The organism is Sinomicrobium endophyticum, assembly GCF_052983315.1.
The window spans coordinates 334,307-357,994 of the sequence record NZ_JBRKIS010000043.1 but is presented as its reverse complement, the minus strand read 5'-3'; the positions used below and the strand labels follow the sequence as shown (position 1 = coordinate 357,994).

Below are 23,688 nucleotides of genomic sequence, written 5' to 3'. Positions count from 1 at the left end.
GCAATTACAACACCATGAAAACACTGAAAATATTATCCGTAAGCCTTTTAATGTCCCTTTACACCGGGACTGCCCAGGAGAAACCTGTGGATTACGTGAATCCTTTTATAGGCACCTCCAATTTCGGGGCAACCAATCCGGGGGCCATTGCTCCCAGGGGAATGGCCAGTGTATCACCCTTTAACGTGGCCGGAAAGCAGAATGTACTGGAAAAAGACAGCAGATGGCTTTCCAACCCCTATGTGCATGAAAATAGTTTTCTCACGGGGTTTACCCATGTCAATCTAAGTGGTGTAGGATGCCCGGACCTGGGAGTCATCATCACTATGCCTACCACGGGAGATCTGGAAACCGATCACCTGAAATATGGAACAACCTACACCGATGAGGTGGCCAAAGCGGGATATTACAGTGTGAATTTGTCTGAATATAATGTTCGTGCGGAAGCCACGGCCAGTACAAGGACTGGAGTAACCCGCTATTCATTTCCCGCGGGAAAGTCCAATATACTACTCAATCTTGGCCTGGGGTTGACCAATGAGCAGGGAGCAATGGTAAAAGTGGTTTCTCCTACTGAAATAGAAGGAATGCGAACCGTGGGGTCTTTTTGTTATAATAGTCCCGAACATGCTTATCCGGTATATTTTGTGGCGAAGTTTTCCATCCCTGCCGAAGAATTTGGTATCTGGAAAAAGCCGGCTACTTACGAAGGTGTGGAAGCCGAATGGATGACCTACAACGGTAAAACCCGTATGATGAAAGGCTTTACCCGTGAGGTGGTGGGAGACAGTATAGGCGCCTATTTCCGGTACGATTTTAAAAAACCGACCCAGGTAGAAGTTCAGATAGGGGTATCTTACGTGAGCATAGACAATGCCAGGGAAAATCTGGAAAAAGAAGCAGGCGGACTCTCATTTGACGTGGTTTACGAAAAAACGAAGAATGCCTGGAACGAACAGCTTTCCAGGATAGAAGTAGAAGGCGGGACCGAAGACGATAAAACTATTTTTTACACGGCCTTGTACCATACGCTCATCCATCCGAACATATTTAATGACAGCAACGGGGAATACCCGGAGATCGCTACGGGAAAGATCGGGAAGACTGACAAACGCCGTTTTACGGTGTTCTCTCTCTGGGATACCTATCGCAATTATCACCAGTTTATGAGCCTTATTTATCCCGACCAACAGTTGGAAATGGTAAAAAGCATGCTCGATATGTATGACGAAAACGGCTGGCTGCCCAAATGGGAGCTCAACTCCACGGAGACCTTTACGATGGTAGGCGATCCGGCTTCTGTAGTTCTTGCAGATACCTATCTGCGGGGACTTACCGGTTTTAATGTGGAAAAAGCCTATGAAGCGATGAAAAAGGGAGCAACCACTACGGAAAATAATCCACTGCGCCCTGGTCTGGACGACTATATCCGCGATGGCTATGTAAATACCGAAAGCCCGGTAGACGGGTCCGTTTCTACCACACAGGAATACAATATTTCTGATTACGCCCTGGCACAACTGGCCAAAGCGTTGGGTAAAAAAGAAGATTATAAATTGTTTCATGAACGGTCCTTGTCTTACCGCAAGCTATTCGACAAAAAGATGAAAGTCCTTCGTCCCCGGACAGCGGACGGAAGCTGGTACGAACCTTTTGACCCACTGCAAGGGGCAAACTTTGAAAAGAATATAGGTTTTATAGAAGGCAATGCCTGGCAATATGTATTTATGGCTCCACATGATATAAAGGGACTGATAAAACTGACAGGAGGAAATAAGAACTTTGTAAATCAGCTCGACTATATTTTTGATGAAGGGCACTACGATATGGCCAATGAACCCGACATTGCATATCCTTTTCTTTACAACTATGTAAAGGGAAGCGAATGGAAGGCGCAGAAACGGGTACACGAGTTGTTGGATACGTATTATAAAAATGCCCCCGACGGTCTTCCCGGTAATGATGATACGGGGACCATGTCGGCCTGGGCCATTTATGCCATGATGGGAATATACCCGGTAACGCCGGCCAACCCGGTATATACCTTTGTTACTCCCAGGTTTAGCAAAGTAACCATTCACCTGGATACCGATTACTATCCGAAGGACAAATTGATCATTACCAGCGACAATCCCGGGGAAGGAAGATATATCGATAAAATAATGGTTAACGGAAAAGAGCACAAGGGATATTTTATTTCCGATGGGGAACTGCTCGGTGCGGGAGAGGTCTCCTTTCAGCTACAGGGGGACAATTAAAAAGGAAAAGAAAGATAAGAAAAGACTGCTTTTTTATCATATGAAGTCACCTTTGTAAAGAAAATCGAATTTTCTTATCATATGAATGGTTTCGATCTAAAAAAATTACCTATTGACAGGAACGTTGAAATTTTAAGGATTTAAAAAAAAATTAGTTTCCGCACATAGTGATATATGACGGACCATTAGATATTATTGCCCGGGTAAAGAAGCGTTACAAAGCCTCGCCAGGTAATCATAATGTTCCCCCTGCAATACGAGTTCACAGTTTAACCCGTTGGAAACGGCAGCATTTTGCAGCGTATTATAATCGGCATAAAGCCAGGGGAATCCGGGGCTTTGCATACCTTTATATTTCATGCGGAATTCAACTTCACCGTAATATTCCGGGGAAGAGGGTATCCAGTGTCCGCCGTCTTCATCCTCGTCGAACATATAAATAATGTCGGAGGAATCCAGCAATATCTGCCCGCCCTCGTTCAGCAGGTTTTTGAGGTGCGATAGAAAGTTATCGATGTATGCCAGTTTTCCGCATATACCCAACCCGTTCATCAGTAAGAGTACAGTATCGAATTTTGCTCCGTTATACTGCATGATATCCTGAACAAAAACATGATTAAGCCCTCTTGACTTACAGACTTCTGCTGCTCCCGGAGAGGTGTCTATGGCCGTGACATCAAGCTTTTTCTCTTTTTCGAGATATAAAGCATGACTTCCCGCACCACATCCTATGTCCAGGACTTTTCCGTATGCCAGTTGAAGGGCCTTCTGTTCTGTTTTTGGCATTTCCTCATAATTACGGAACAGGTAGGGAAGCGGTAATTCGTCTTCTTCCGAAATGGAAGTCTCGGTGATAATATCTTCCGTGTAATTTCCCTGCTGGTAATCCCGTAAGGCCGTTCCGATAATATCCGGGCCTTCTGCTTTATGTTTTTCCTCCTTCATAAGATGTTAAACAATCTATGTTTATTAAATCACTGGTGCTCGTTTGCAACGAGTGCCCCTTACTTCGTAATTGCAATTCCCAAAAAAAATCATTTGCATTCCAAAACCCGATATGAAACATTAATTTTGCATCATGGACGATTTTCTGAAACGGCTGCCACAACTCGCCAAAGATAAACATAAGGAGAACAAGAAATACTTCGCCAGGCTCAAAAAGAAACCGCCGAAGGACCTGGACTATGTAATGCAGGAACTGCACAATGCCGAGTTTGAACGGACCGATTGCCTGAAATGCGCGAACTGCTGTAAAACCACCGGCCCGCTGTTTACCAATGCCGATATAGAACGCATAGCGAAACATTTGAAAATGAAACCACAGCAGTTTACGGACACTTATCTTCGTATCGATGAAGACAACGATTACGTATTACAAAGCGTTCCCTGCACTTTTCTCGGTCATGATAATTATTGTTCTATTTATGATGTACGTCCCAAAGCATGCCGTGAGTACCCGCATACCGACCGGAAAAAATTCCACCAGATCACCAATCTCACTTTAAAGAACACGTCTATTTGCCCCGCAGCCTACAATATTGTTGAGGAAATGAAAAAACGGGGGATTTGAAATAGTGTTTTAGTCCTTTAGTTGATTAGTTGTTTGTTTTGGAGCTGAGTTGCCCCCTTACCGGTGCTCGTTTCAGCGTAGTAGAAACGAGTACTTATCCAAGCACTTCCGCAACCCTTTCATTCACAAATTCCAGGAATCGTTCATCTTCTTCCGTAAACGGATCGGCCGTATGCGAATCGATATCGATCTGCCCGATATTTTCACCGTTGACAAACAGCGGAATTACGATCTCGGCCTTTACATAAATGCTGCACGCGATGTAATTATCCTGAGCCTTTACATCAGCGACTACAAAATTCTGGTTAGAAACCGCTACCTGGCCGCATATCCCCTTTCCGAAAGGAATAATAACATGATCTGTAGGCTCTCCGGCAAAAGCGCGGAGTTTTAACTCATCTTTGTCGCCATTCTTAAAATAAAAACCCACCCAGTCATAATAGGGGATATTTTGCTTTAAGAGTTCACATATCCCGGAAAGGCGGGCATCTATAGTGGTGTCCTGTTGTAAAATGATCTCTACCTGTGATCTTAGCTCATCAAAAGTCATGGAAATACGATTTTGCCGCAAAGTTACTTCATATTTGAAGATTTTCTGCCTAACCTTTAAAGACATTTATACGGGAACTTCCTCAAAAAATATCGCTTTTAGGTGAAATGAAGATGTGTTAGGATAAAATAAGGATGTTTTTAGCTGAAAAATAGAAATTTTTGGAAGAAATAATAAAAGTTTTAGCCCTCACATCCGAAAATTTAGATCCCAAAGCTAAATTTTTAGGTTTTCCGGTTAAAATTTCAACCCTTTTCGCTAAAAACATCTTTGTTTTGTTCCAAAGGGACATTATTTTATCCAAACAGGATATTAACCGACCTGAATATTTAATATTAATACTCAGAATTTTAGGTCCCAAACTTAAATTTTTGGGTCTGAAACCTAAAAAACAGTTAGCACGGGCGTCCCGCCCGAAACGAGACAAGCATGTTAACAATTTCAAAAATAAATTGTTAAAACAAAATATTTTCTACCTTTGTGTTCCTGATGAAAAAGTTTTTTCTGAAAATAACATCTTTTTTGCTCGCCTTCCTGGTGTTGCTTTCCACAGTCTCCTTTACCGTGGAAAAGCACTTTTGTGGCAGTTTCCTGGTGGACACAGCGCTTTTTTCCAGTGCCGACAGCTGTGGAATGGAAGTGAAGCAGGATGATGGATATCTGTGTACTGTTACCAAAACTTCCTGTTGTTCTGACGAGACAATATTGATCCAGGGACAGGACACTCTTCAGAAAGTTGTGGACAAGGAATTACACCAGCAGGTGGTATTCCTGAAAACCTTTGTCTATACTTACCTCAATCTTTTCGAAGGGTTGGAAGAAAATGTAGTTCCTTTCCGGGACTATTCTCCGCCACTCGTCTCACGGGATATACAGGTCCTGAACGATACTTTCCTTATTTAGTTTTTAGCGATGTAATACGTATTGGCGAAATCCTCGCATGGAAGCGGTATGCTTAGTCCGCTCCATGATCCTGGTTTTGCCCCGATTATTTTATATCACTAAAAGCAAGATCCGATGTTAAATAATATTATTCGTTATTTTTTGCATAACCGGTTGGTAACGGTTCTTTTACTGCTTCTCTTTACGGGCTGGGGGCTCGTAACCGCGCCTTTCGATTGGAACACCGGGTTTTTACCCAAAGACCCCGTTCCGGTAGATGCCATTCCGGATATAGGAGAGAACCAGCAGATTGTTTTTACCAACTGGCAGGGCAGGTCCCCACAGGATGTGGAAGACCAGATCACCTACCCGCTTACTACTTCTTTGCTGGGAGTTCCGGGAGTTAAATCGGTACGGAGTACTTCCATGTTCGGTTTTTCCAGTATATACATCATCTTTGATGAAGATGTGGAATTTTACTGGTCGCGTTCCAGGATACTGGAAAAATTGAATTCCCTGCCGGCCAATCTCCTTCCGGAAGATGTACAGCCAACTCTTGGCCCCGATGCTACGGGACTGGGACAGGTATTCTGGTACACCCTGGAAGGACGTGATCCGGACGGCAATGTTACCGGGGGATGGGATCTTCATGAACTGCGAACCATACAGGATTTCTACGTAAAATACGGACTGAACGCTGTCTCCGGGGTTTCCGAGGTAGCTTCTATCGGTGGCTATGTGCAGGAATACCAGGTAGATGTCAATCCCGATGCCCTCAAGGCCTATAATATCGGGATAGACCAGGTCATGATGGCCGTGAAGAATTCCAACCGCGATACAGGGGCCAAGACGATAGAAGTCAACCAGGTGGAATACCTTATCCGCGGCCTGGGATATATCAAATCCGTAGAGGACCTGGAAGAGACCGTGGTTGCTGTCAATGCCAACAAACCTATACTTATTAAGGACATAGGAAAAGTCACCCTGGGCCCTGCCACGCGGAGAGGCCTGCTGGATAAAGAAGGGGCCGAAGTGGTGGGAGGCGTTGTCGTGGCCCGTTATGGTTCCAATCCGCTGGAAGTTATTGATAATGTAAAAGACAGGATTAGCGAAATCGCTCCCGGTCTGCCTAAAAAGACACTGGCCGACGGCACCGAAAGCCAACTGACTATTGTACCTTTTTACGATCGTACACAGCTTATTCACGAGACTATCGGCACCCTGGAAAGAGCACTTTCCCATGAAATACTTATCAGTATTATCGTAGTTATCGTACTGGTGCTGAACCTGAGGGCTTCGGTACTTATTTCAAGCCTGCTTCCGATAGCGGTACTGATGACTTTTGTGGTGATGCGCTATGCAGGGGTTGATGCCAATGTAGTTGCCCTTTCCGGTATTGCCATAGCTATAGGTGTTATGGTGGATGTGGGGATCGTTTTTGTGGAGAACATGATCCGGCACCTGGAATTTAAAGAGAACAAAGGAGCGAGAGGAAAGGCGCTTTTGGAGGTCATTTATAAAGCAACTATAGAGGTAGCCCCGGCCATAACTACGGCATTGGCCACAACTGTAGTGAGTTTCCTCCCGGTATTTTTTATGGAACATGCCGAAGGTAAACTGTTCCGGCCGCTGGCTTTTACCAAAACCTTCGCCCTGGCAGCTTCCTTTGTCCTGGGAATTATCGTGCTGCCAACCCTGTCGTATTTTGTGTTCTCACCCGGATCGGGGAAAAAGAAAATGACAACGATATGGAATATTTCCCTGGTAACGGGAGGAATATTGCTCGCGCTTATCTTTAAGATGTGGCTTCCGCTTGCACTGGTAGTTATCGGAATTATAAAACTGCTGGAACATCGCAGTCCCGGCTTTTTAGGTAAGTATTCTTCGGAGATCACACTTTTCATAGTACTGGCAGTGACCCTGTTTTTCCTTGCGGAAGAATGGGTACCCCTGGGACACCAGAACAGTCTTGTCACCAACTATCTTTTTGTTATCGTACTGCTGGCATTAATTCTGACTGTATTACTGGCAGTGGTACGTTATTACGAGCCTGTTTTAAAATGGTGCCTGGTACACAAAGGTAAATTCCTGTTGGTTCCTTTATTCACCATATTTTTAGGGTTGATGATATGGATAGGCTTTCCGAAGATGTTCGGTTTTGTGGCCCGCGGGCTGGATAACATCGGGTGGAATGTCCGTACTACAACGGTGTGGAGCGGACTGGCCCACACCTTTCCGGGAACGGGGAAAGAGTTTATGCCGTCACTGGACGAAGGTAGCTTTCTGCTGATGCCCACTTCCATGCCCCATGCGGGAATAGAAGAGAACAGGCGTGTGGTACAACAACTGGATATGGCCGTTGCCCGGATACCGGAAGTGGATATGGCCGTAGGAAAACTGGGTAGGGCAGAGAGCGCCCTGGACCCTGCGCCAATTTCCATGTATGAAAATATAATTAATTACAAACCGGAGTACAGTACAAACGAAAAAGGAAGGCAACAGGCCTATAAAACGGATAGCGAAGGGAGGTTTATCTTAAAGTCGGGAGATACCCTTACCAACGATGAGGTGCTGGAAAGAGGTTTTTCGGATAAAGACCTGGTAAAAGACAGTGACGGATCATTTTTCCGGAACTGGAGAAGCTCGGTCAGATCTCCGGATGATATCTGGAATGAGATCGTTAAGGTTACCAGGATTCCCGGTGTTACTTCCGCGCCTAAACTACAACCTATAGAAACCCGCCTGGTGATGTTGCAAACCGGTATGCGGGCCCCTATGGGGATCAAGGTATACGGCCCGGACCTGGAAATTATTCAGGATTTCGGTATACAACTGGAAAACCTTCTTAAACAGGTACCTTCTGTAAAACAGGAAGCCGTTTTTGCCGATCGTATCGTTGGGAAACCCTATTTGCAATTGCACATAGACCGCAACGCCATAGCACGGTACGGACTTAGTGTAGAACAATTGCAGCAGGTCATAGAGACTGCCATAGGAGGCATGCAGGTTACCACCACGGTAGAAGGAAGGGAACGCTTCCCGGTAAGGGTAAGGTATCCGAGAGAGCTTCGCGACACACCGGAAAAGATAAAAAAGATACTGGTACCGACTCCTTCCGGGGCTCAAATTCCCCTGGGAGAACTGACGAAGCTGGAATACCTCCGTGGCCCCCAGATGATAAAAAGTGAAGAAACTTTCCTTACCGGTTATGTGCTTTTTGATAAGAAAGAGAACTATGCGGAGGTGGATGTAGTGAACGATGCCCGACGGTTTATTGAAGAAAAAATAGCGGCGGGGGAATTACAGGTTCCCAAAGGCGTTAGTTATAAGTTTTCCGGGAATTACGAAAACCAGGTACGTGCCGTAAAGAGATTAGCTATCGTAATCCCCCTGAGCCTTGTGCTCATTTTTCTACTGTTGTACTTTCAATTCCGTACCGTCATTGCTTCTACCATTCACTTTTCAGGGGTCTTTGTGGCCTTTGCGGGAGGTTTTATCATGCTCTGGCTCTACGGACAGGGTTGGTTTATGGATTTTGCCATAGCCGGGGTGAATATGCGCGACCTGTTCCAGATGCACACCATAAACCTCAGTGTAGCGGTCTGGGTAGGTTTTATAGCCTTGTTCGGGATCGCTACCGATGACGGGGTGATTATGGGGACCTACATTCACCAGGTCTTTGAAGAAAAACAACCGAAAACTGTCCCGGAAGTAAGAGCAGCTGTGCTCGAAGCCGGACTGAAACGGGTGCGTCCCGCCATGATGACCACGGCGGTGACCATTATTGCCTTGTTACCAGTACTGACCTCTACAGGGAAAGGGGCGGATATTATGGTGCCTATGGCTATACCTACCGTAGGGGGAATGTTCATTCAGATAATGACCATGTTCGTCGTTCCCGTATTACAGGCATACTGGAGGGAAACCGTGGTGAAAAAAGAAACACCGGAAACGAACATTAAAAATTTATAGAGATGGGAAAGATGATCTTGATATTATGCTGTGTATTGCTGTCCGTAAAAGTGACAGCACAGTCCCTTGAAGATTACCTGCAAACGGCTGCGGAAAATAATCCGAAGATCAAGGCTTCCTATGCCGAATTTGAAGCGGTCATGCAGAAGGCCCCGCAGGTGAGTAGTCTGCCGGACCCTACACTGACGATGAGCGCTTTCGGAAAAATGATAGAGACCCGCCTGGGCAGGCAGGAAGCCAAATTTTCATTGATGCAGATGTTCCCGTGGTTCGGAACGTTGAAAGCACAGGAAGATGCGGCAACCCTGATGGCGGAAGCGGGCTTTCAGCAATACCTGGATGTCAGGGAAGAACTTTTCCTGGAAGTGAAAACGGTATATGCCGAAATGTATGAACTTGAAAAAACTATCCGGTTCCAGGAAGAAAATATGGAAGTGCTGAACACTTTCAGGGAACTGGCATTGTCTAAATTCAGGAATGGTAAGGCAGCAATGGTAGACGTGGTCCGTGTGGATATGAAACGAAACGAAACAGAAACAGAAATATCCCTGCTAAAGGATAAAAAGGAAGCCATAAAATACCGTTTTAACGCCCTGCTGAATGTCGGTTACGATAATGAAGTGGTATTTCCGGAAGCACTTCCTTCCGGCGAAGATGATATGCAGGAAGAATATGCGGAAGCAGACAGCCTGTTTTCCGCACATCCGAAAATGCTGCAACTGGACAAACGTACCGCTTCGTTCGGGGCGCAGAAAAGGGCTGCTGTAAAACAGGGATTGCCCATGCTGGGCCTCGGGATAGATTATTCCATAATCAGCAAACAGACGGAAATGAACCCGCAGAACAACGGGCAGGATGTCATTATGCCCATGCTTTCCGTGAGTTTGCCTATCTTCAGAAAGAAGTATAAAGCAAAGGTAAAGGAAGCGGAATTCCTGGCCGAATCTGCAAAATATCAGAAAGTTGCGGTGAAAAATCAGCTACGTGCAGGGTATGAAATGGCAAAATACGATTTGAAAAAGGCGGAGCAACGTATGACATTGTACGATAAACAACTGGAAAGTACCGGGCAGGTCATAAAACTACTGTTATCGGCTTACAGTAATTCAGGTAGTGATTTTGAAGAGATACTCCGGGTGCAGCAGGAAAAATTGTTATATCAGACTGCAAAGACCACAGCTGAAAAAGACCATTTTGTAGCACAGGCAAAAAAAGATTATTTATTAATAAGATAACCTGTAATGCCGCACGGTCGTGCGGCTCAAACGGGAGGATATGACCCTCCCAGAAATAAATAAACAGATGAAAACAAAAAATAAAAATATCTGGATCATGGCAGGAATCCTTCTTTTCGGCTTCCTGCTGGGCTGGCTGGTGTTTGGCGGAAGCGGGGAAACGAAGGATAATCATGTGCACGGAAAAGAAAGTAGCGTTGCCGAAACATGGACTTGTTCGATGCACCCCCAGATCAGGCAGAACGAACCCGGGAAATGTCCGATATGCGGCATGGACCTGGTGCCATTGGAAGACAATGCTTCCGGCGGGGACCCCACAGTCGTGGAAATGAGCGAAAACGCGGTGAAGCTGGCCAATATCCGTACGATGACCGTAGGAAGACAGGCCACGGAAAAGGTAATCCGCCTGAACGGAAAAGTAGTGCCGGACGAGCGTAAAGTATATGCACAAACCACACATATACCCGGAAGGATAGAACAGCTTACCATAAACTTTACCGGGGAAAGTGTAAGAAGAGGGCAGTCCCTGGCCGTTGTATATTCGCCTGACCTGGTAACCGCCCAGGAGGAATTGCTGCAGGCTTACACTATCCGGAATGCCCAGCCCGAACTGTTTGAAGCCGCAAAACAGAAACTGCGCAACTGGAAGATAGGGGAGGCACAGATAGACAGGGTACTGAGTAACCAAAGCCCGATACAGCGCTTTCCCATAGGGGCTGATGTAAACGGTATTGTTACGGAAAAGAAAGTAGAACTCGGAGACTATGTGGAGCGGGGAACACCTCTTTATGAAATAGCCGACCTTTCTGCGGTATGGATGCTTTTCGATGTTTATGAAAGCGAAATGGTGTGGATAAAGGAAGGAAGTAAAGTGAAGTATACCGTAGCCTCTCTACCCGGAGAGACATTTGAAGGAGTTATTTCTTTTATAGACCCGTTGATCAATGCACAGACCAGGGTAGCTACTGCCCGGGTGGAGGTGTCCAATAAGGACGGGAGACTGAAACCCGAAATGTTTGCTTCCGGGGAAATACGGGTAATGCCCGGTTCGGCATCTGGGGAAGAGATCACCATACCGAAGACCGCGGTTTTGTGGACCGGGGAGCGTTCCGTTGTTTACACCAGGGAAGGAGCCGGGAACAAGCCCGGGTTTAAACTGCGTGAAGTCACCCTGGGACCGTCCCTCGGAAATGCCTATACCGTAAAATCGGGATTGCAGGAAGGCGATGAAATCGTGGTTAACGGTACTTTTACCGTAGACGCGGCAGCACAACTGGCCGGAAAACCGAGCATGATGAATCCGGAAGGAGGAAATAACAGTGCCGGACATCATCACGGAAATTCCGAAATAGCTGTCCCAGGCACTACGGAATCCCGGAACGTCCCGGTAAAAACGGAGATTTCCGAAGAAGCCAAAGCCGCTTTGGAAAAAGTAACAGAAGCATACCTGGTGCTTAAAGACGTGCTGGTCGGTGGAGACCGGGTAGCGACAAAACAGGCCCTGGAATCCGTACGGTCCTCGATTGCCTCCGTGGATATGTCACTTTTTAAGGGAACATCGCACGAACATTGGATGGACGTTCAGAAGGAAATGAACGGATATGTGGAACGTATGATCGGAGCGGCGGATATAGAAGGAATGCGGACGTATTTTAAACCGCTATCCGACAACATTATCCGGATGGCTAATATGTTCGGGCCGTTTTCCGTAACTTTATACGTACAACACTGCCCTATGGCAGATTCGGATAAAGGAGCGGATTGGTTAAGTCTGTCGAAAGAAATACGCAATCCGTATTTCGGGGATAAAATGCTGAAATGCGGGGAAGTAACAAGTGAGATCAAATAAAAACAAAATAACGTTAAATTACATACCAATGAAAAACAGATTAGTAATAGCAATGCTGGCCCTTGCTACCGTAACAGGGATGTATTCCTGCAAACAGGAAAAAAAGGAAACCGTAAAGACCGTAGAGGAAAAACACGAAGATCATTCGGGGCATGAAGAGAATATGCACCATAAGGAAATGGCTGGCAATCTTACTTTTAAGAATGATAAAATAGGAAATGCTTATGGCCATTACATCCATGTAAAAACCGCTTTGGTACATACTGATGCCAAAGAAGCGAAGAACGGTGCCGGAATGCTGATAAAAGCCCTTTCGGAAGTGGAGAATGCCGAAAAGGTAACTGATTTTGCCAAAGAAATCGAAGGTACGGACGATGTGGAAAAACAACGCAAGGCTTTTTACGGACTTTCGGAAGCCTTTACTTCCGTGATAGACGGGCAGATAGCTTCGGGTACGGTGTATAAACAATATTGTCCCATGGCATTCGATTTTGAAGGAGCACACTGGCTGTCTTCCGAAGAAGAAATACGCAACCCGTATTTCGGGGACAAAATGCTGAAATGCGGAGAGGTAAAAGCGAGGCTTAACTAGAAAACAGATTTGAGATACCGGATATTAGAAATGAGACGACTTACTTATGGTTGAGATACATCGCTATAATCTCACGTCTCATTTCTAATATCTAGTATCTTATAAAACCATGAAACTTCATATTAAAAATATGGTCTGCAGCCGGTGCAAAATGATTGTACGGGCGGAACTGGAAAAGCTGGGATTACAACCTTTATCGGTAGAACTCGGAGAAGTGGAATTTTCCGGGGAAATTTCGGGGAAGGATAAAGAGGAAGTGGAAAAAGTTTTACAGCCCTATGGCTTTACACTTATCGATGACAAGAAAAGCAGGCTTATAGAAAAAGTAAAAAGCCGGATCATAGAACTGGTACACGGACAGGAAAAGGAATATCCGAAAACAAACCTATCAGACTATCTCAGCCGGGAATTGCTCCATGATTATACGTACCTGAGTAATTTGTTTACCCAGATAGAAGGAACCACCATTGAGAAATATTTTATTGCCCAGAAGATCGAACGGGTTAAAGAGCTCCTGGTTTATGACGAGTTGTCGCTGGGTGAAATTGCGTTTCAGTTACATTATTCCAGCGTGGCTCACCTCAGCAGGCAGTTTAAGAAAGTTACGGGGCTTACCCCTTCGCATTTTAAACGGCTTGGAGAACAAAAACGAAAACCGTTGGAGGAATTATGATCAATGGAAGAATGTAATAAAATGTTGCTATCGGTATCAATCGGTCTTAATTCCGGTCGATTTATTTGAAATGTCCGTAAATTATACAATCCTTTTCCAAAATTGTATAACACATCCTCATGCTTTAAACCGGAACTTTGTCAGGTAAAATAGGAGAATTATGAAACACGCTTATAAAATAACCGGGATGTCCTGCACCGGGTGTAAAAACCATGTGGAGGGTATTTTGCGGAAAGTGGAAGGTGTTACAGGGGCTACTGTAGATCTGCAAAAAGCCGAAGCCGAAGTAGAAATGGAACGTCATGTTCCGCTGGAAAAACTGCAACAGGCATTTGAGGATGACGGAGGACATTACGGGATACAGGCAGCCGGACATGACAAGAAAGAGGGAAGCTGTAGTTGTTGCAGTTCGGGAAAGGACGACCATGCATCACATCATAAGAAAACGGATAAAAAAACTTCCGGCAGCGGGGTTTATTATTGCCCGATGCATTGCGAGGGGGATAAAACCTACGATAAGCCGGGGAGTTGTCCTGTTTGTGGGATGGATATCGTAGAAGCCCCGTCTCTGGCGAGGAAAAAAACAAAATATACCTGCCCCATGCATCCCGAAGTAGTGAAGGACGAGCCCGGTTCCTGCCCGATATGCGGTATGGACCTGGTGCCGATGGAGGCAGATGAGGAAGAAGAGGACCAGACCTATAAAAAACTGCTTCGGAAGTTTAAAGTAGCGGTCGCGTTTACCATCCCGATATTTTTGATCGCTATGTCCGAGATGTTACCGGGAGACCCGCTGGCAAAACTAATGCCCTGGAAGTACTGGAACTGGGTCCAGTTAGGATTGTCCCTTCCCGTGGTATTCTACGCTACGTGGATGTTCTTCGAAAGAGCATACAGGTCGGTCGTAAGCTGGAACCTGAATATGTTTACCCTTATTGGTGTCGGTGCGGGTGTTGCCTGGTTATTCAGTGTGGGGGCCTTGTTGTTCCCGGGAATATTTCCGGAGCAGTTCAAATCGCACGGCGGAACGGTTTATGTCTATTTTGAAGCGGCCGCGGTAATACTGACCCTGGTATTGCTCGGACAACTGCTGGAAGCCAGGGCGCATGGAAAAACCAATTCCGCCATAAAGGAATTGTTGAAACTGGCTCCTAATAATGCCACTAAAATAGTAGACGGAAAAGAAAAGGTGGTGAGCCTGGACGATGTAAATGAAGGAGATCTTTTAAAGGTGAAACCCGGGGAGAAAATACCTGTGGACGGTGTTGTAAAAGAGGGAGAAAGTGCTATTGACGAATCCATGATATCCGGGGAACCCATCCCGGTAGATAAGAAAGCAGGGGATAGGGTAAACTCCGGAACCATTAACGGGAACAGGAGTTTTGTTATGGAAGCGGAAAAAGTAGGTTCGGAAACCCTGCTTTCGCAGATTATTGAAATGGTAAATTCGGCTAGCAGGTCGAGGGCGCCCATACAAAAGCTGGCAGACAAGATCTCCGGGTATTTTGTGCCTGTTGTTGTATTGATTGCTGTAATTACAGGTATTGTCTGGGCCGTTTTCGGTCCGCAGCCGGCATATGTATATGCTTTTGTAAATGCCATAGCCGTACTTATTATAGCCTGTCCGTGTGCCCTGGGACTGGCCACGCCGATGTCCGTAATGGTAGGCGTGGGCAAAGGTGCCCAGTCCGGCGTATTGATCAAAAACGCGGAAGCCCTGGAACGCATGAATAAAATAGATGTGGTTATTATCGATAAAACGGGAACGGTTACCGAAGGAAAACCTTCCGTGGAAAAGGTTGTGGCCGCCGGAGATTCGGACGAAACGGAATTGCTGCAAAAAATAATATCCCTAAATAGCCATAGCGAACATCCCCTGGCACAGGCTACCATGCGGTATGCCGAAGAAAAAGGGGTGGAGCCCAATCGGGTAACCGATTTTGAATCCGTAACCGGGAAAGGGGTCATCGCCTACCATACGGAAACCCACGGCCGTGGGTCTCGAACGGGGTCAGAGGGTAAAGGGAGTTTATTAGCCCTTGGCAATAAAAAACTGATGGAACAGGTAAAGGCGGAGATTCCGGCGGATTTACACAAAAAAGTAAAAGCGGAACAACAACAAGGAAAAACCGTATCCTACCTGTCCGAAGGCGACAAGGTTCTTGGCTTTGTGGTGATTTCAGATAAAATAAAGGAAACCAGCAGGGATGCCATTAAAAAATTGCAGGAAGAGGGGCTGGAAGTTATTATGCTTACCGGAGATAACGAAGATACTGCCCGGGCCGTCAGTGAAACCCTGAAACTGGACGGTTTTAAAGCCCAGATGCTGCCGGAGGATAAGCAGAACGAGGTAAAGCGTTTACAGGGCGAAGGTAAAAAGGTAGCCATGGCGGGAGACGGGATAAACGATGCCCCGGCCCTGGCACAGGCCGACATAGGTATCGCCATGGGAACGGGAACGGATGTGGCGATAGAGAGTGCGGAGATAACCCTGGTCAAAGGAGATTTGAATGGTATAGCCAAGGCACGTATGCTGAGTCACAAGGTGATGCGGAATATAAAAGAGAACCTGTTTTTTGCACTGGCCTATAATACGCTGGGTATTCCGGTGGCAGCCGGGGTGTTGTACCCGGTTTTCGGACTGCTGCTTTCCCCGATGATCGCCGCCCTGGCCATGAGTTTAAGTTCGGTTTCTGTCATTGCCAATTCACTTCGCCTGCGGAATGCGAAAATCGGATGAAAACAGTCTTTTTTTGGACCTGTTGCCTCCCGTTCCACCGTTTATTCCTTAGTTTTGAAAACAGATGGATAAAAATATAATGGCTATGAAGGCATCAGAAGATAAAAGTGAAGTGTTCTTTACCTCGTCCGAAACACCCTGGGAAAAAGTAGATAAAGGTATAGAGCGACAGTTCGTAGGGTATGACGACCGTGTAATGATGGTGAAGGTGAAGTTTGAAAAAGGAGCTGTAGGTTATCTACATCATCACTATCATTCCCAGGCGACTTATGTGGCTTCGGGAGTATTCGAAATAATTATAGACGGGAAAAAGAAGATACTGAAAGCAGGCGATGGTTTCTTTATCCCGTCCGATGTACCTCACGGGGCCGGGTGTTTGGAAGACGGTATGCTCATCGATGTATTCAGCCCGGCGAGGGAGGATTTTCTGGAAGCCATACAAAAGAATAAATAGTCTTTACCGGTTAAACGGATATTCGTTGATCCAGTGAAAGCCCCTGTTGAGAAGGAGAAAATCGTTGAGGTCCTTTTTTTTCAGGGTAATGTCCATACGATCCTTTCCGTAAGTGCCATTGATATAAAGTATGCTGTCCCGGACTTTGTAGGTAAAGGAATGTATCCTGGTTGTATCTTGCCACGATTTTAGCGTAAGGGTTTGTTTTAGAGTGTCCGTATTATTTTGAAGGTAGGTAATCTTATCATCCATTCTCACAGTACCAGTGCTGTATTGATCTATTACCATTCGTTTCCATCGGAGTGTATCGGTAAGCAATGGCGCAATGGTGTCACCGTTATATACAAAATCCTGCACGTCATAAATTCCATAGAGAGCCGGAAGTGATGCTTTGTCCCTGCGTTTTGTATAGTATTCGTGAGTATTGATGACTCGGGGAGTAACAAAATAAAGGATGAAGATTCCTTTGAAAATGTACCCGGCAATGCGAACCTTTTTGCGCGAAGAATACGGGAATATCTGTTCTGGAGGTGCGGTCTTGTTGAACAGGAAGAAGTTCAAAAAAGCTTTGATATGGGCACTGAGAATAATGGCAGAGGTAAACATGAGATGGAAAGACAGAAGCTTCACCGGGACATCATAACTCATATTCATTAAAAAGACATTGAGCATTACACCAAAACCAACAAGAGCTCCCAATCGTTCTGTTCGTCTGAAAAGCAATAAAACACCTCCCAAGGCTTCTGCAATGCCGGAGAACCTGGTATAGGTGTCGGAGTACTCCATAAAATTCCACATAAGCCCCATTGGGGAGGAGTCACCATACGTTTTTATGAGATCGAACAAACTCAAATTGGAAAATTGTGTCGGAATAATTTTTATAATACCGTATGTCAGTAAGAAAAATGCGGTGTAATATCGTAGAAATAGAATCTGATAACGGAATAATTTACTGTAATGTTCTCTTTTTCTATCCGACACAGACCAGATAATAGTTCCTGCTGCTGCAATGACAAGCTGGACAAATACCTGTAGGTAGGCTAAAGTTATATCTCCGCTGCCTCTTCCGTTTAATGGCGGTTCTTCTGTAATGTGAAATATGTGATCAGCCGTCCATAGCGATAACCATTGCCAGAACTGACCAACCAAATTGGAGAGATATTGCCCGTAAGGAATATAATTAACAGGAAACGGAAAGATATAGAATAAGGTATAAAGAAAGATAAACCGGAACAATACTTTTTGAGCCGCGTTCCAGCGGACGGCTTGTAGTGTATTAGTTGTCATAATTTAATGGATGGATGGACAACTAAATAATATATTTTTTTTGAAAAACGAAAACGGATTAAAAAAACATTAACAAAAAAGTCCGAGGTTTTTAGAATAGACCCCGGACTTTTTAAAATTATAGAATTCTCTTTCTCTGAGAGAGAAATTACATCATTCCGGGCATTCCGCCTCCCATTGGGGGAGTTGCGGGAGCATCTTCTTTAATGTCTGTAAGAGCACATTCCGTAGTAAGGATCATTCCGGCAACGGATGCGGCATTTTCCAGGGCAATACGTGTCACCTTCTTAGGATCGATAATACCTGCCTTGAACATGTCTACATAAGTTTCGGACTTGGCATCATAACCGAAGCTGTCTTTGCCTTCCAGTACTTTGGAAACTACTACAGAACCTTCTCCACCGGCGTTTTCTACGATAGTACGCAACGGAGATTCGATAGCACGGGCTACGATCTGAACCCCGGTCTCTTCGTCTGCGTTGGCGGGCTCTACCTTGTCCAGAACGGCTTTTGCTCTTACAAGGGCAACACCACCACCGGCAACAATACCTTCTTCAACGGCAGCTCTTGTAGCGTGCAGGGCATCGTCTACGCGGTCTTTTTTCTCTTTCATTTCCACTTCGGAAGCGGCACCTACATAAAGTACGGCTACACCACCTGCCAGTTTGGCAAGGCGTTCCTGAAGTTTTTCCCTGTCGTAGTCGGAAGTTGTGGTTTCTATTTGCGCCTTGATCTGGTTAACACGTCCCTTGATGGCTTCTGCTTCGCCGGCACCGTTTACTACAGTAGTATTGTCTTTGTCTATAGCTACTTTTTCTGCAGATCCGAGCATATCGATAGTAGCATTTTCCAGGGTAAATCCTCTTTCTTCGGAAATTACGGTACCACCGGTAAGGATAGCGATATCCTCGAGCATGGCTTTTCTTCGGTCACCGAATCCGGGAGCCTTTACAGCAGCTATTTTCAGAGAACCTCTCAGTTTGTTTACAACCAGGGTGGCAAGAGCTTCACCGTCTACGTCTTCGGCAATGATCAACAGGGGTCTTCCTTGTTGTGCTACGGGTTCAAGTACGGAAAGCAGATCTTTCATGTTGGAGATCTTCTTATCGTAAAGAAGGATATACGGGTTCTCCAGTTCTGCAACCATTTTTTCGGAGTCGGTCACAAAATATGCGGAAAGATATCCTCTGTCGAACTGCATTCCTTCTACAACATCTACATACGTATCTGTTCCTTTGGATTCTTCTACGGTGATAACACCTTCTTTTCCTACTTTGTTGAATGCCATTGCGATGAGTTCACCGATGGTTTCGTCATTATTGGCAGAGATAGCGGCAACCTGCTTGATCTTTTCGGAAGTGTCACCTACTTCTTTGGTTTGTTTGGCAAGGTCAGCAACCAGTACTTCAACGGCCTTGTCTATACCTCTTTTAAGGTCCATAGGATTTGCTCCCGCGGCTACGTTTTTCAGGCCTTCTTTTACGATGGCTTGCGCAAGAACAGTTGCGGTAGTTGTTCCGTCTCCGGCGAGGTCGTTGGTTTTGGAAGCAACTTCTTTCACCATCTGGGCACCCATATTTTCGAGGGCGTTTTCCAGTTCTATTTCTTTGGCCACGGTAACACCGTCTTTGGTAACGGTAGGGGCACCAAAAGATTTGCTGATAATAACATTTCTACCTTTTGGCCCTAAAGTCACTTTTACTGCATTTGCCAGTGCATCCACTCCGCGCTTTAATCCGTCACGGGCTTCAATATCGAATTTTATGTCTTTTGCCATGTGTTTTTGGTTTTGAATTTAATGTCTTTTAAGTTAATAGGGTTAATTAAATAGAAAGGGGAGCTATACAATAGCAAGGATGTCACTTTCGCGCATCATCAGGTAATCGGTGCCCTCAAGTTTGAGTTCCGTACCCGAATATTTTCCGTAAAGAACAGTATCACCGACTTTTACAGTTAACGGTTCGTCCTTAGTGCCGGGACCAACTGCAACAACAATACCTTTTTGTGGTTTTTCTTTTGCAGAATCGGGGATAATGATTCCTGAAGCGGTTGTTGTTTCTGCGGCAACAGGTTCTACCAGAACTCTGTCTGCAAGTGGTTTAATGTTTACTTTAGCCATCTTATTATTTTTATAGGATTTAGATTAATTTTTTGAACTATGCAGAATCAGACAGAAATTATGCCAACGTGATCGTATTAGCTAAAAAGGGAGGTAAACTGACAATTTTGTAAACAAAAATGCCAACCTCTGACAAGCTGGCATTTTTCGTTGTATGTTTTTAGCAGATTACTGCTCTGTTCCGGTAGTGTCTGTTACAGGTGCCGGAGTCTCTGTTTGTTGTGGTGCGGTGGTTTCCCTTTCTGTTCTTTGTCCGTCCAGTAACCTGGATTCCTGAGAAGAAGAGTTTCCGCTCTTGAGTGTCAGGTTGGAAAGCAATATAAGGGCGATGAGGATTGTAGCCAGGGTCCAGGTGCTTTTGTCCAGAAAGTCCCCTGTCTTTTTAACACCACCTACTACCTGGCCGCCTGCGCCACCAAAAGACGAAGAAAGTCCACCGCCTTTCGGATTCTGTACCATGATAACCAGGATCAATAAAAGTGACACTATGATAATCAGCACTAGAAAAATTGAAAACGTACCCATTGTTGATGTTATAATTTATTAATATGTATTTGGTTCTTTCGGTTCCCGGAACTGTTTTATCCGGTGTTCAGCTATCAGGAAACCAATCAGTTGTTTTGCTGTAATTTTTTTATGGCTCTGATTTGGTCTGCAAAGAAACCACTTTTTTCCGGATATTTCAAACTTAATATTTTGTAGGCCTGAATTGCATTTTTATATCTTTTTTGTTCCAGGTATATTTTGGCCAGGGTTTCGGTCATAAGCTCGGCCTTTTCCGTTTGTGTGCCTTTCGCGAGGTTTACCACGGGTGCTTCTTTGTTGCGGTCGGCTGCTTTTGGGACTATTTTCGGATTGGTCTTTATAAACTTGTCGATAAGCCTGAACTTCCTGCTTTTATCGGAAACATCTTTTTCTTTCGGGACACCCTTCTGCCCCCCCTCAAGGGGGGTGTCGCCTGCTCTCCCTTCTCTTTTTATAGGCTGTACGGAAGAGAGTTTTAGCCATTCGGCAAAAGAGTGTTTTTCATTCCGGTTGAATTCAAGGGGTTCTCCTAGTTGGAGTTGTTGCTCTTCTTCGGAGAGCTGTTCTTTTTCTACAGGCATAAAAACGGAAGGGTCCAGGATTTGTTCGGCTTCCTTTTCACTGCCTATATGGGTTTGCTCTATCAGCTTCCGGTCTTCTATGCGTATCTCTTGTGCGTTTACTTCTATGTCTGCTATATCCGGGTGATTCCCGGCTATGGTTTGCGCAATACGATTTTGTGTGAATTCGCTGGAAGTGATCAGGTCGAACAGAACAGTTCTGTCCGTGGTAAAAGCGGCCGTTTTTTTTAAGGTGTCGTTATATTTGAAACTGTTGAGGTTTTTCAGTCCTTTCAGGTGCAGTGCCCTGGCAGACTGGAAAAAAGGATATTGCTCAATGACCTGTTCCAGGGATGTAGTTTCTCCCAGGCGGATATTTTCCGGATTTTTCAAGAGATGTATGAAATTTGAAATGGTCATAAAACGTGGTAAACACTCTGTTTTCGAAATTTGATAAATAACGATCTTATTTTTTTCTTACCAATCGGCAAGAGAAGCATTAAATATATCCTGGGTTATCCTTTCAAAGATTTCCTGGTGCGCGGCACTTTGTACTGCATTCAGCTGTTCGTTGGCTCCGAAATCGTAAAAGAAAGAAAATGTCCTTTCGAAATCAGCGTCTTCCTTGGTGTTATTGGTAAATCGTACCCGTACACCTATGGTCAGCCTGTTTTGGGCAGCAGTTTGCTGAGCCGTAGCGGTCATAGGGGCAACACGGTATTCGGTGATCTCGCCTTCGTAGAGCAGGTCACCGCCGGAAGGCACGAGATCCAGGCTGGTCTGGTTCATTATAAGGTCCTGCAGGGCAAGGGTAAAGTCCCTGTCCAGTCCGGGTTCCACCAGTGGGGCTTCGTTCCGGAAACTGTTAACCTGGAAGGTTTGTGCACTACCGACATCACCTCCGGTGAAATTATAGATACCGCAGCTTTGTACGGTTATTAAAGCGAGGAAAGCAAAAATATATCCTGCTTTAACAGGGTTTGGTATTCTCATAGGGTTTCTTATTATTCTATATTGTATGTAACGTCCGGGGGCAAAGGTATTATTTAAAACTAGGTGTTGTCAATCTGATTTTTTAAAGGTCGTATTGTTTTATTTTCCGGTAGAGGGTCCTTTCGGAGATGCCAAGTTCTGCCGCTGCTGCCTTTCGTTTTCCGTGATTACGGTCCAGGGCTTTTTTTATAAGTTCCAGTTCTTTATCCTGCAGAGAAAGAGTTTCTTCTTCCTCGATCTCCTCGGCGAAGTGATATTTATCCTCACTTCTTCCGCGGGCAGGGTGTTGTGGTATGGGCAATACTTCCAGCGCGTCGCTGTCTTCGTAATCTTCGATGTCACTGTAATCGTCCGCTCCCGAATCGGTGCTTTTTGCAGCGGCCTCAAAATCAGACTCGGCATCGGATTTGCCGTATATTTTCTGGATCAGGTTCTGGTTCTCTTCCTGTACTTTCTTGTTACTGCCGGATTGCATTAATTCCAGTGTCAGTTTTTTAAGGTCGTTGAGATCGCCCTTCATATCAAACAATATCTTGTAGAGTATCTCCCGCTCACTGCCAAAATCGGCCTGACTTTTTTTCTCATTGATAACGGCAGGGAGGTTTTTTCCGACGCCCGGCAGGTATCCCGTAAGGGTTTCCCCGGAGATACTCCGGTCGTGTTCCAGTACGGATATCTGTTCGGCTACATTTCGCAGTTGTCGTATATTTCCCGCCCAGCGGTATTTAAGTAACAGTCGTACGGCATCCTCTTCTAACCTGATAGCGGGCATTTTGTACTTCTGGGCAAAATCGGCAGCGAATTTCCGGAAGAGGAGATGAATATCATCTTTCCTGTCACGCAGGGGGGGCAGGTGAATTTCCACGGTGCTGAGACGGTAGTAAAGGTCCTCGCGGAACTTTTCCTTTTCTATAGCCTCAAACATATTTACATTAGTAGCCGCTACAATACGTACATTGGTTTTTTGTACTTTGGAAGACCCTACTTTAATAAATTCCCCGTTTTCCAGTACTCTTAGAAGCCTTACCTGGGTGGTAAGCGGAAGTTCTCCGACTTCATCGAGGAAAATAGTGCCGCCATCTGCTTCTTCAAAATAACCGCTCCTGGTTTGGGTAGCCCCGGTAAACGAACCTTTTTCATGCCCGAAAAGTTCACTGTCTATGGTCCCTTCCGGAATGGCCCCGCAGTTTACTGCAATGGATTTACTGTGTTTCCGGTGAGACAACGAATGGATGATCTTAGGGATGCTTTCTTTTCCCACGCCGCTTTCCCCGGTAACCAGCACGGAGATATCCGTAGGGGCTACCTGTATGGCTTTCTCAATGGCACGGTTTAGTTTTACATCATTACCTATGATACCGAATCGTTGCTTTATGGCTTGTACGTTTTCCATAGTTTTGTCCCGATCCCCTTATCGTGTAAATTGTTG

20 protein-coding genes are annotated in these 23,688 nt (G+C 45.3%); 11 read left to right on the top strand and 9 right to left on the bottom strand.

Annotation, left to right across the window (positions count from 1 at the left end; translation table 11 throughout):
• The first annotated feature begins 14 nt into the window (after positions 1 to 14).
• Entirely contained in the window at positions 15 to 2,258 is a 2,244-nt protein-coding gene (locus tag ACVBDU_RS18220) for a GH92 family glycosyl hydrolase (RefSeq protein WP_447181158.1), read from the top strand.
• Between the two features lie 192 nt (positions 2,259 to 2,450).
• Here the strand turns inward: ACVBDU_RS18220 and ACVBDU_RS18215 are convergent, their stop codons facing one another.
• The gene (locus tag ACVBDU_RS18215; RefSeq protein WP_447181157.1) at positions 2,451 to 3,203 is read right to left on the bottom strand and encodes a class I SAM-dependent methyltransferase; all 753 of its coding nucleotides are present in this window, start codon (positions 3,201 to 3,203) and stop codon (positions 2,451 to 2,453) included.
• Positions 3,204 to 3,336: 133 nt separating this feature from the next.
• Here ACVBDU_RS18215 and ACVBDU_RS18210 point away from each other — a divergent pair, with 133 nt between their 5' ends.
• A complete protein-coding gene (locus ACVBDU_RS18210) occupies positions 3,337 to 3,828 on the top strand; it encodes a YkgJ family cysteine cluster protein (protein ID WP_447181156.1) in 492 nt (163 codons plus the stop codon).
• Positions 3,829 to 3,922: 94 nt separating this feature from the next.
• Here the strand turns inward: ACVBDU_RS18210 and ACVBDU_RS18205 are convergent, their stop codons facing one another.
• Positions 3,923 to 4,378, bottom strand: coding sequence for an XrtF-associated fRMsr-like GAF protein (locus tag ACVBDU_RS18205; protein WP_447181155.1), 456 nt, complete (start codon positions 4,376 to 4,378; stop codon positions 3,923 to 3,925).
• 161 nt (positions 4,379 to 4,539) lie between these two features.
• On the opposite strand from ACVBDU_RS18205, the gene ACVBDU_RS18200 reads away from it, so the two are divergent.
• The 9 genes from ACVBDU_RS18200 to ACVBDU_RS18160 all read left to right on the top strand — a co-directional run bounded on the left by ACVBDU_RS18200 (position 4,540) and on the right by ACVBDU_RS18160 (position 16,775).
• Positions 4,540 to 5,031 carry a hypothetical protein gene (locus ACVBDU_RS18200; RefSeq protein ID WP_447181209.1) on the top strand — a complete coding sequence of 164 codons (492 nt, stop codon included), beginning with the start codon at positions 4,540 to 4,542 and terminating at the stop codon, positions 5,029 to 5,031.
• A complete protein-coding gene (locus ACVBDU_RS18195; protein WP_447181208.1) occupies positions 4,916 to 5,281 on the top strand; it encodes an HYC_CC_PP family protein in 366 nt (121 codons plus the stop codon). Before ACVBDU_RS18200 ends, ACVBDU_RS18195 begins: the two co-directional genes overlap by 116 nt.
• Before the next feature lie 114 nt (positions 5,282 to 5,395).
• Positions 5,396 to 9,232, top strand: coding sequence for an efflux RND transporter permease subunit (locus tag ACVBDU_RS18190; protein WP_447181154.1), 3,837 nt, complete (start codon positions 5,396 to 5,398; stop codon positions 9,230 to 9,232).
• A 2-nt stretch (positions 9,233 to 9,234) separates the two neighbouring features.
• Entirely contained in the window at positions 9,235 to 10,467 is a 1,233-nt protein-coding gene (locus tag ACVBDU_RS18185) for a TolC family protein (RefSeq protein ID WP_447181153.1), read from the top strand.
• A gap of 67 nt (positions 10,468 to 10,534) precedes the next feature.
• Positions 10,535 to 12,316, top strand: a complete 1,782-nt coding sequence (locus tag ACVBDU_RS18180) for an efflux RND transporter periplasmic adaptor subunit (RefSeq protein WP_447181152.1) — start codon at positions 10,535 to 10,537, stop codon at positions 12,314 to 12,316.
• A gap of 28 nt (positions 12,317 to 12,344) precedes the next feature.
• A complete protein-coding gene (locus ACVBDU_RS18175) occupies positions 12,345 to 12,908 on the top strand; it encodes a DUF3347 domain-containing protein (protein ID WP_447181151.1) in 564 nt (187 codons plus the stop codon).
• Between the two features lie 109 nt (positions 12,909 to 13,017).
• Entirely contained in the window at positions 13,018 to 13,581 is a 564-nt protein-coding gene (locus tag ACVBDU_RS18170) for an AraC family transcriptional regulator (RefSeq protein WP_447181150.1), read from the top strand.
• Between the two features lie 160 nt (positions 13,582 to 13,741).
• The gene (locus ACVBDU_RS18165; RefSeq protein WP_447181149.1) at positions 13,742 to 16,321 is read left to right on the top strand and encodes a heavy metal translocating P-type ATPase; all 2,580 of its coding nucleotides are present in this window, start codon (positions 13,742 to 13,744) and stop codon (positions 16,319 to 16,321) included.
• Positions 16,322 to 16,406: 85 nt separating this feature from the next.
• Positions 16,407 to 16,775, top strand: coding sequence for a cupin domain-containing protein (locus tag ACVBDU_RS18160; RefSeq protein ID WP_447181148.1), 369 nt, complete (start codon positions 16,407 to 16,409; stop codon positions 16,773 to 16,775).
• A 3-nt stretch (positions 16,776 to 16,778) separates the two neighbouring features.
• On the opposite strand, the gene ACVBDU_RS18155 is transcribed toward ACVBDU_RS18160, so the two are convergent.
• The 7 genes from ACVBDU_RS18155 to ACVBDU_RS18125 form a co-directional block, all read right to left on the bottom strand.
• The gene (locus ACVBDU_RS18155) at positions 16,779 to 18,062 is read right to left on the bottom strand and encodes a hypothetical protein (RefSeq protein ID WP_447181147.1); all 1,284 of its coding nucleotides are present in this window, start codon (positions 18,060 to 18,062) and stop codon (positions 16,779 to 16,781) included.
• Between the two features lie 148 nt (positions 18,063 to 18,210).
• Positions 18,211 to 19,839, bottom strand: coding sequence for a chaperonin GroEL (groL, locus tag ACVBDU_RS18150; RefSeq protein WP_447181146.1), 1,629 nt, complete (start codon positions 19,837 to 19,839; stop codon positions 18,211 to 18,213).
• Between the two features lie 63 nt (positions 19,840 to 19,902).
• Positions 19,903 to 20,181, bottom strand: a complete 279-nt coding sequence (locus tag ACVBDU_RS18145; RefSeq protein ID WP_447181145.1) for a co-chaperone GroES — start codon at positions 20,179 to 20,181, stop codon at positions 19,903 to 19,905.
• Between the two features lie 168 nt (positions 20,182 to 20,349).
• Positions 20,350 to 20,706 (bottom strand): preprotein translocase subunit SecG, encoded by a 357-nt coding sequence (gene secG, locus ACVBDU_RS18140; protein ID WP_447181144.1) that lies wholly within the window; start codon positions 20,704 to 20,706, stop codon positions 20,350 to 20,352.
• 86 nt (positions 20,707 to 20,792) lie between these two features.
• A complete protein-coding gene (locus ACVBDU_RS18135; RefSeq protein ID WP_447181143.1) occupies positions 20,793 to 21,686 on the bottom strand; it encodes a DUF8458 domain-containing protein in 894 nt (297 codons plus the stop codon).
• A 57-nt stretch (positions 21,687 to 21,743) separates the two neighbouring features.
• Complete coding sequence (locus ACVBDU_RS18130; protein ID WP_447181142.1) at positions 21,744 to 22,259, bottom strand: LptE family protein; 516 nt, start codon at positions 22,257 to 22,259, stop codon at positions 21,744 to 21,746.
• Positions 22,260 to 22,341: 82 nt separating this feature from the next.
• A complete protein-coding gene (locus tag ACVBDU_RS18125; RefSeq protein ID WP_447181141.1) occupies positions 22,342 to 23,652 on the bottom strand; it encodes a sigma 54-interacting transcriptional regulator in 1,311 nt (436 codons plus the stop codon).
• Between the last annotated feature and the right edge of the window lie 36 nt (positions 23,653 to 23,688).

Excerpts from the sequence above, each read along its gene's own strand:
- ACVBDU_RS18220 (WP_447181158.1), top strand. The coding sequence starts at position 15 with ATGAAAACACTGAAAATATTATCCGTAAGCCTTTTAATGTCCCTTTAC.
- ACVBDU_RS18215 (WP_447181157.1), bottom strand. The coding sequence starts at position 3,203 with ATGAAGGAGGAAAAACATAAAGCAGAAGGCCCGGATATTATCGGAACG.
- ACVBDU_RS18210 (WP_447181156.1), top strand. The coding sequence starts at position 3,337 with ATGGACGATTTTCTGAAACGGCTGCCACAACTCGCCAAAGATAAACAT.
- ACVBDU_RS18205 (WP_447181155.1), bottom strand. The coding sequence starts at position 4,378 with ATGACTTTTGATGAGCTAAGATCACAGGTAGAGATCATTTTACAACAG.
- ACVBDU_RS18190 (WP_447181154.1), top strand. The coding sequence starts at position 5,396 with ATGTTAAATAATATTATTCGTTATTTTTTGCATAACCGGTTGGTAACG.
- ACVBDU_RS18185 (WP_447181153.1), top strand. The coding sequence starts at position 9,235 with ATGGGAAAGATGATCTTGATATTATGCTGTGTATTGCTGTCCGTAAAA.
- ACVBDU_RS18180 (WP_447181152.1), top strand. The coding sequence starts at position 10,535 with ATGAAAACAAAAAATAAAAATATCTGGATCATGGCAGGAATCCTTCTT.
- ACVBDU_RS18175 (WP_447181151.1), top strand. The coding sequence starts at position 12,345 with ATGAAAAACAGATTAGTAATAGCAATGCTGGCCCTTGCTACCGTAACA.
- ACVBDU_RS18170 (WP_447181150.1), top strand. The coding sequence starts at position 13,018 with ATGAAACTTCATATTAAAAATATGGTCTGCAGCCGGTGCAAAATGATT.
- ACVBDU_RS18165 (WP_447181149.1), top strand. The coding sequence starts at position 13,742 with ATGAAACACGCTTATAAAATAACCGGGATGTCCTGCACCGGGTGTAAA.
- ACVBDU_RS18160 (WP_447181148.1), top strand. The coding sequence starts at position 16,407 with ATGAAGGCATCAGAAGATAAAAGTGAAGTGTTCTTTACCTCGTCCGAA.
- ACVBDU_RS18155 (WP_447181147.1), bottom strand. The coding sequence starts at position 18,062 with ATGACAACTAATACACTACAAGCCGTCCGCTGGAACGCGGCTCAAAAA.
- groL (WP_447181146.1), bottom strand. The coding sequence starts at position 19,839 with ATGGCAAAAGACATAAAATTCGATATTGAAGCCCGTGACGGATTAAAG.
- ACVBDU_RS18145 (WP_447181145.1), bottom strand. The coding sequence starts at position 20,181 with ATGGCTAAAGTAAACATTAAACCACTTGCAGACAGAGTTCTGGTAGAA.
- secG (WP_447181144.1), bottom strand. The coding sequence starts at position 20,706 with ATGGGTACGTTTTCAATTTTTCTAGTGCTGATTATCATAGTGTCACTT.
- ACVBDU_RS18135 (WP_447181143.1), bottom strand. The coding sequence starts at position 21,686 with ATGACCATTTCAAATTTCATACATCTCTTGAAAAATCCGGAAAATATC.
- ACVBDU_RS18130 (WP_447181142.1), bottom strand. The coding sequence starts at position 22,259 with ATGAGAATACCAAACCCTGTTAAAGCAGGATATATTTTTGCTTTCCTC.
- ACVBDU_RS18125 (WP_447181141.1), bottom strand. The coding sequence starts at position 23,652 with ATGGAAAACGTACAAGCCATAAAGCAACGATTCGGTATCATAGGTAAT.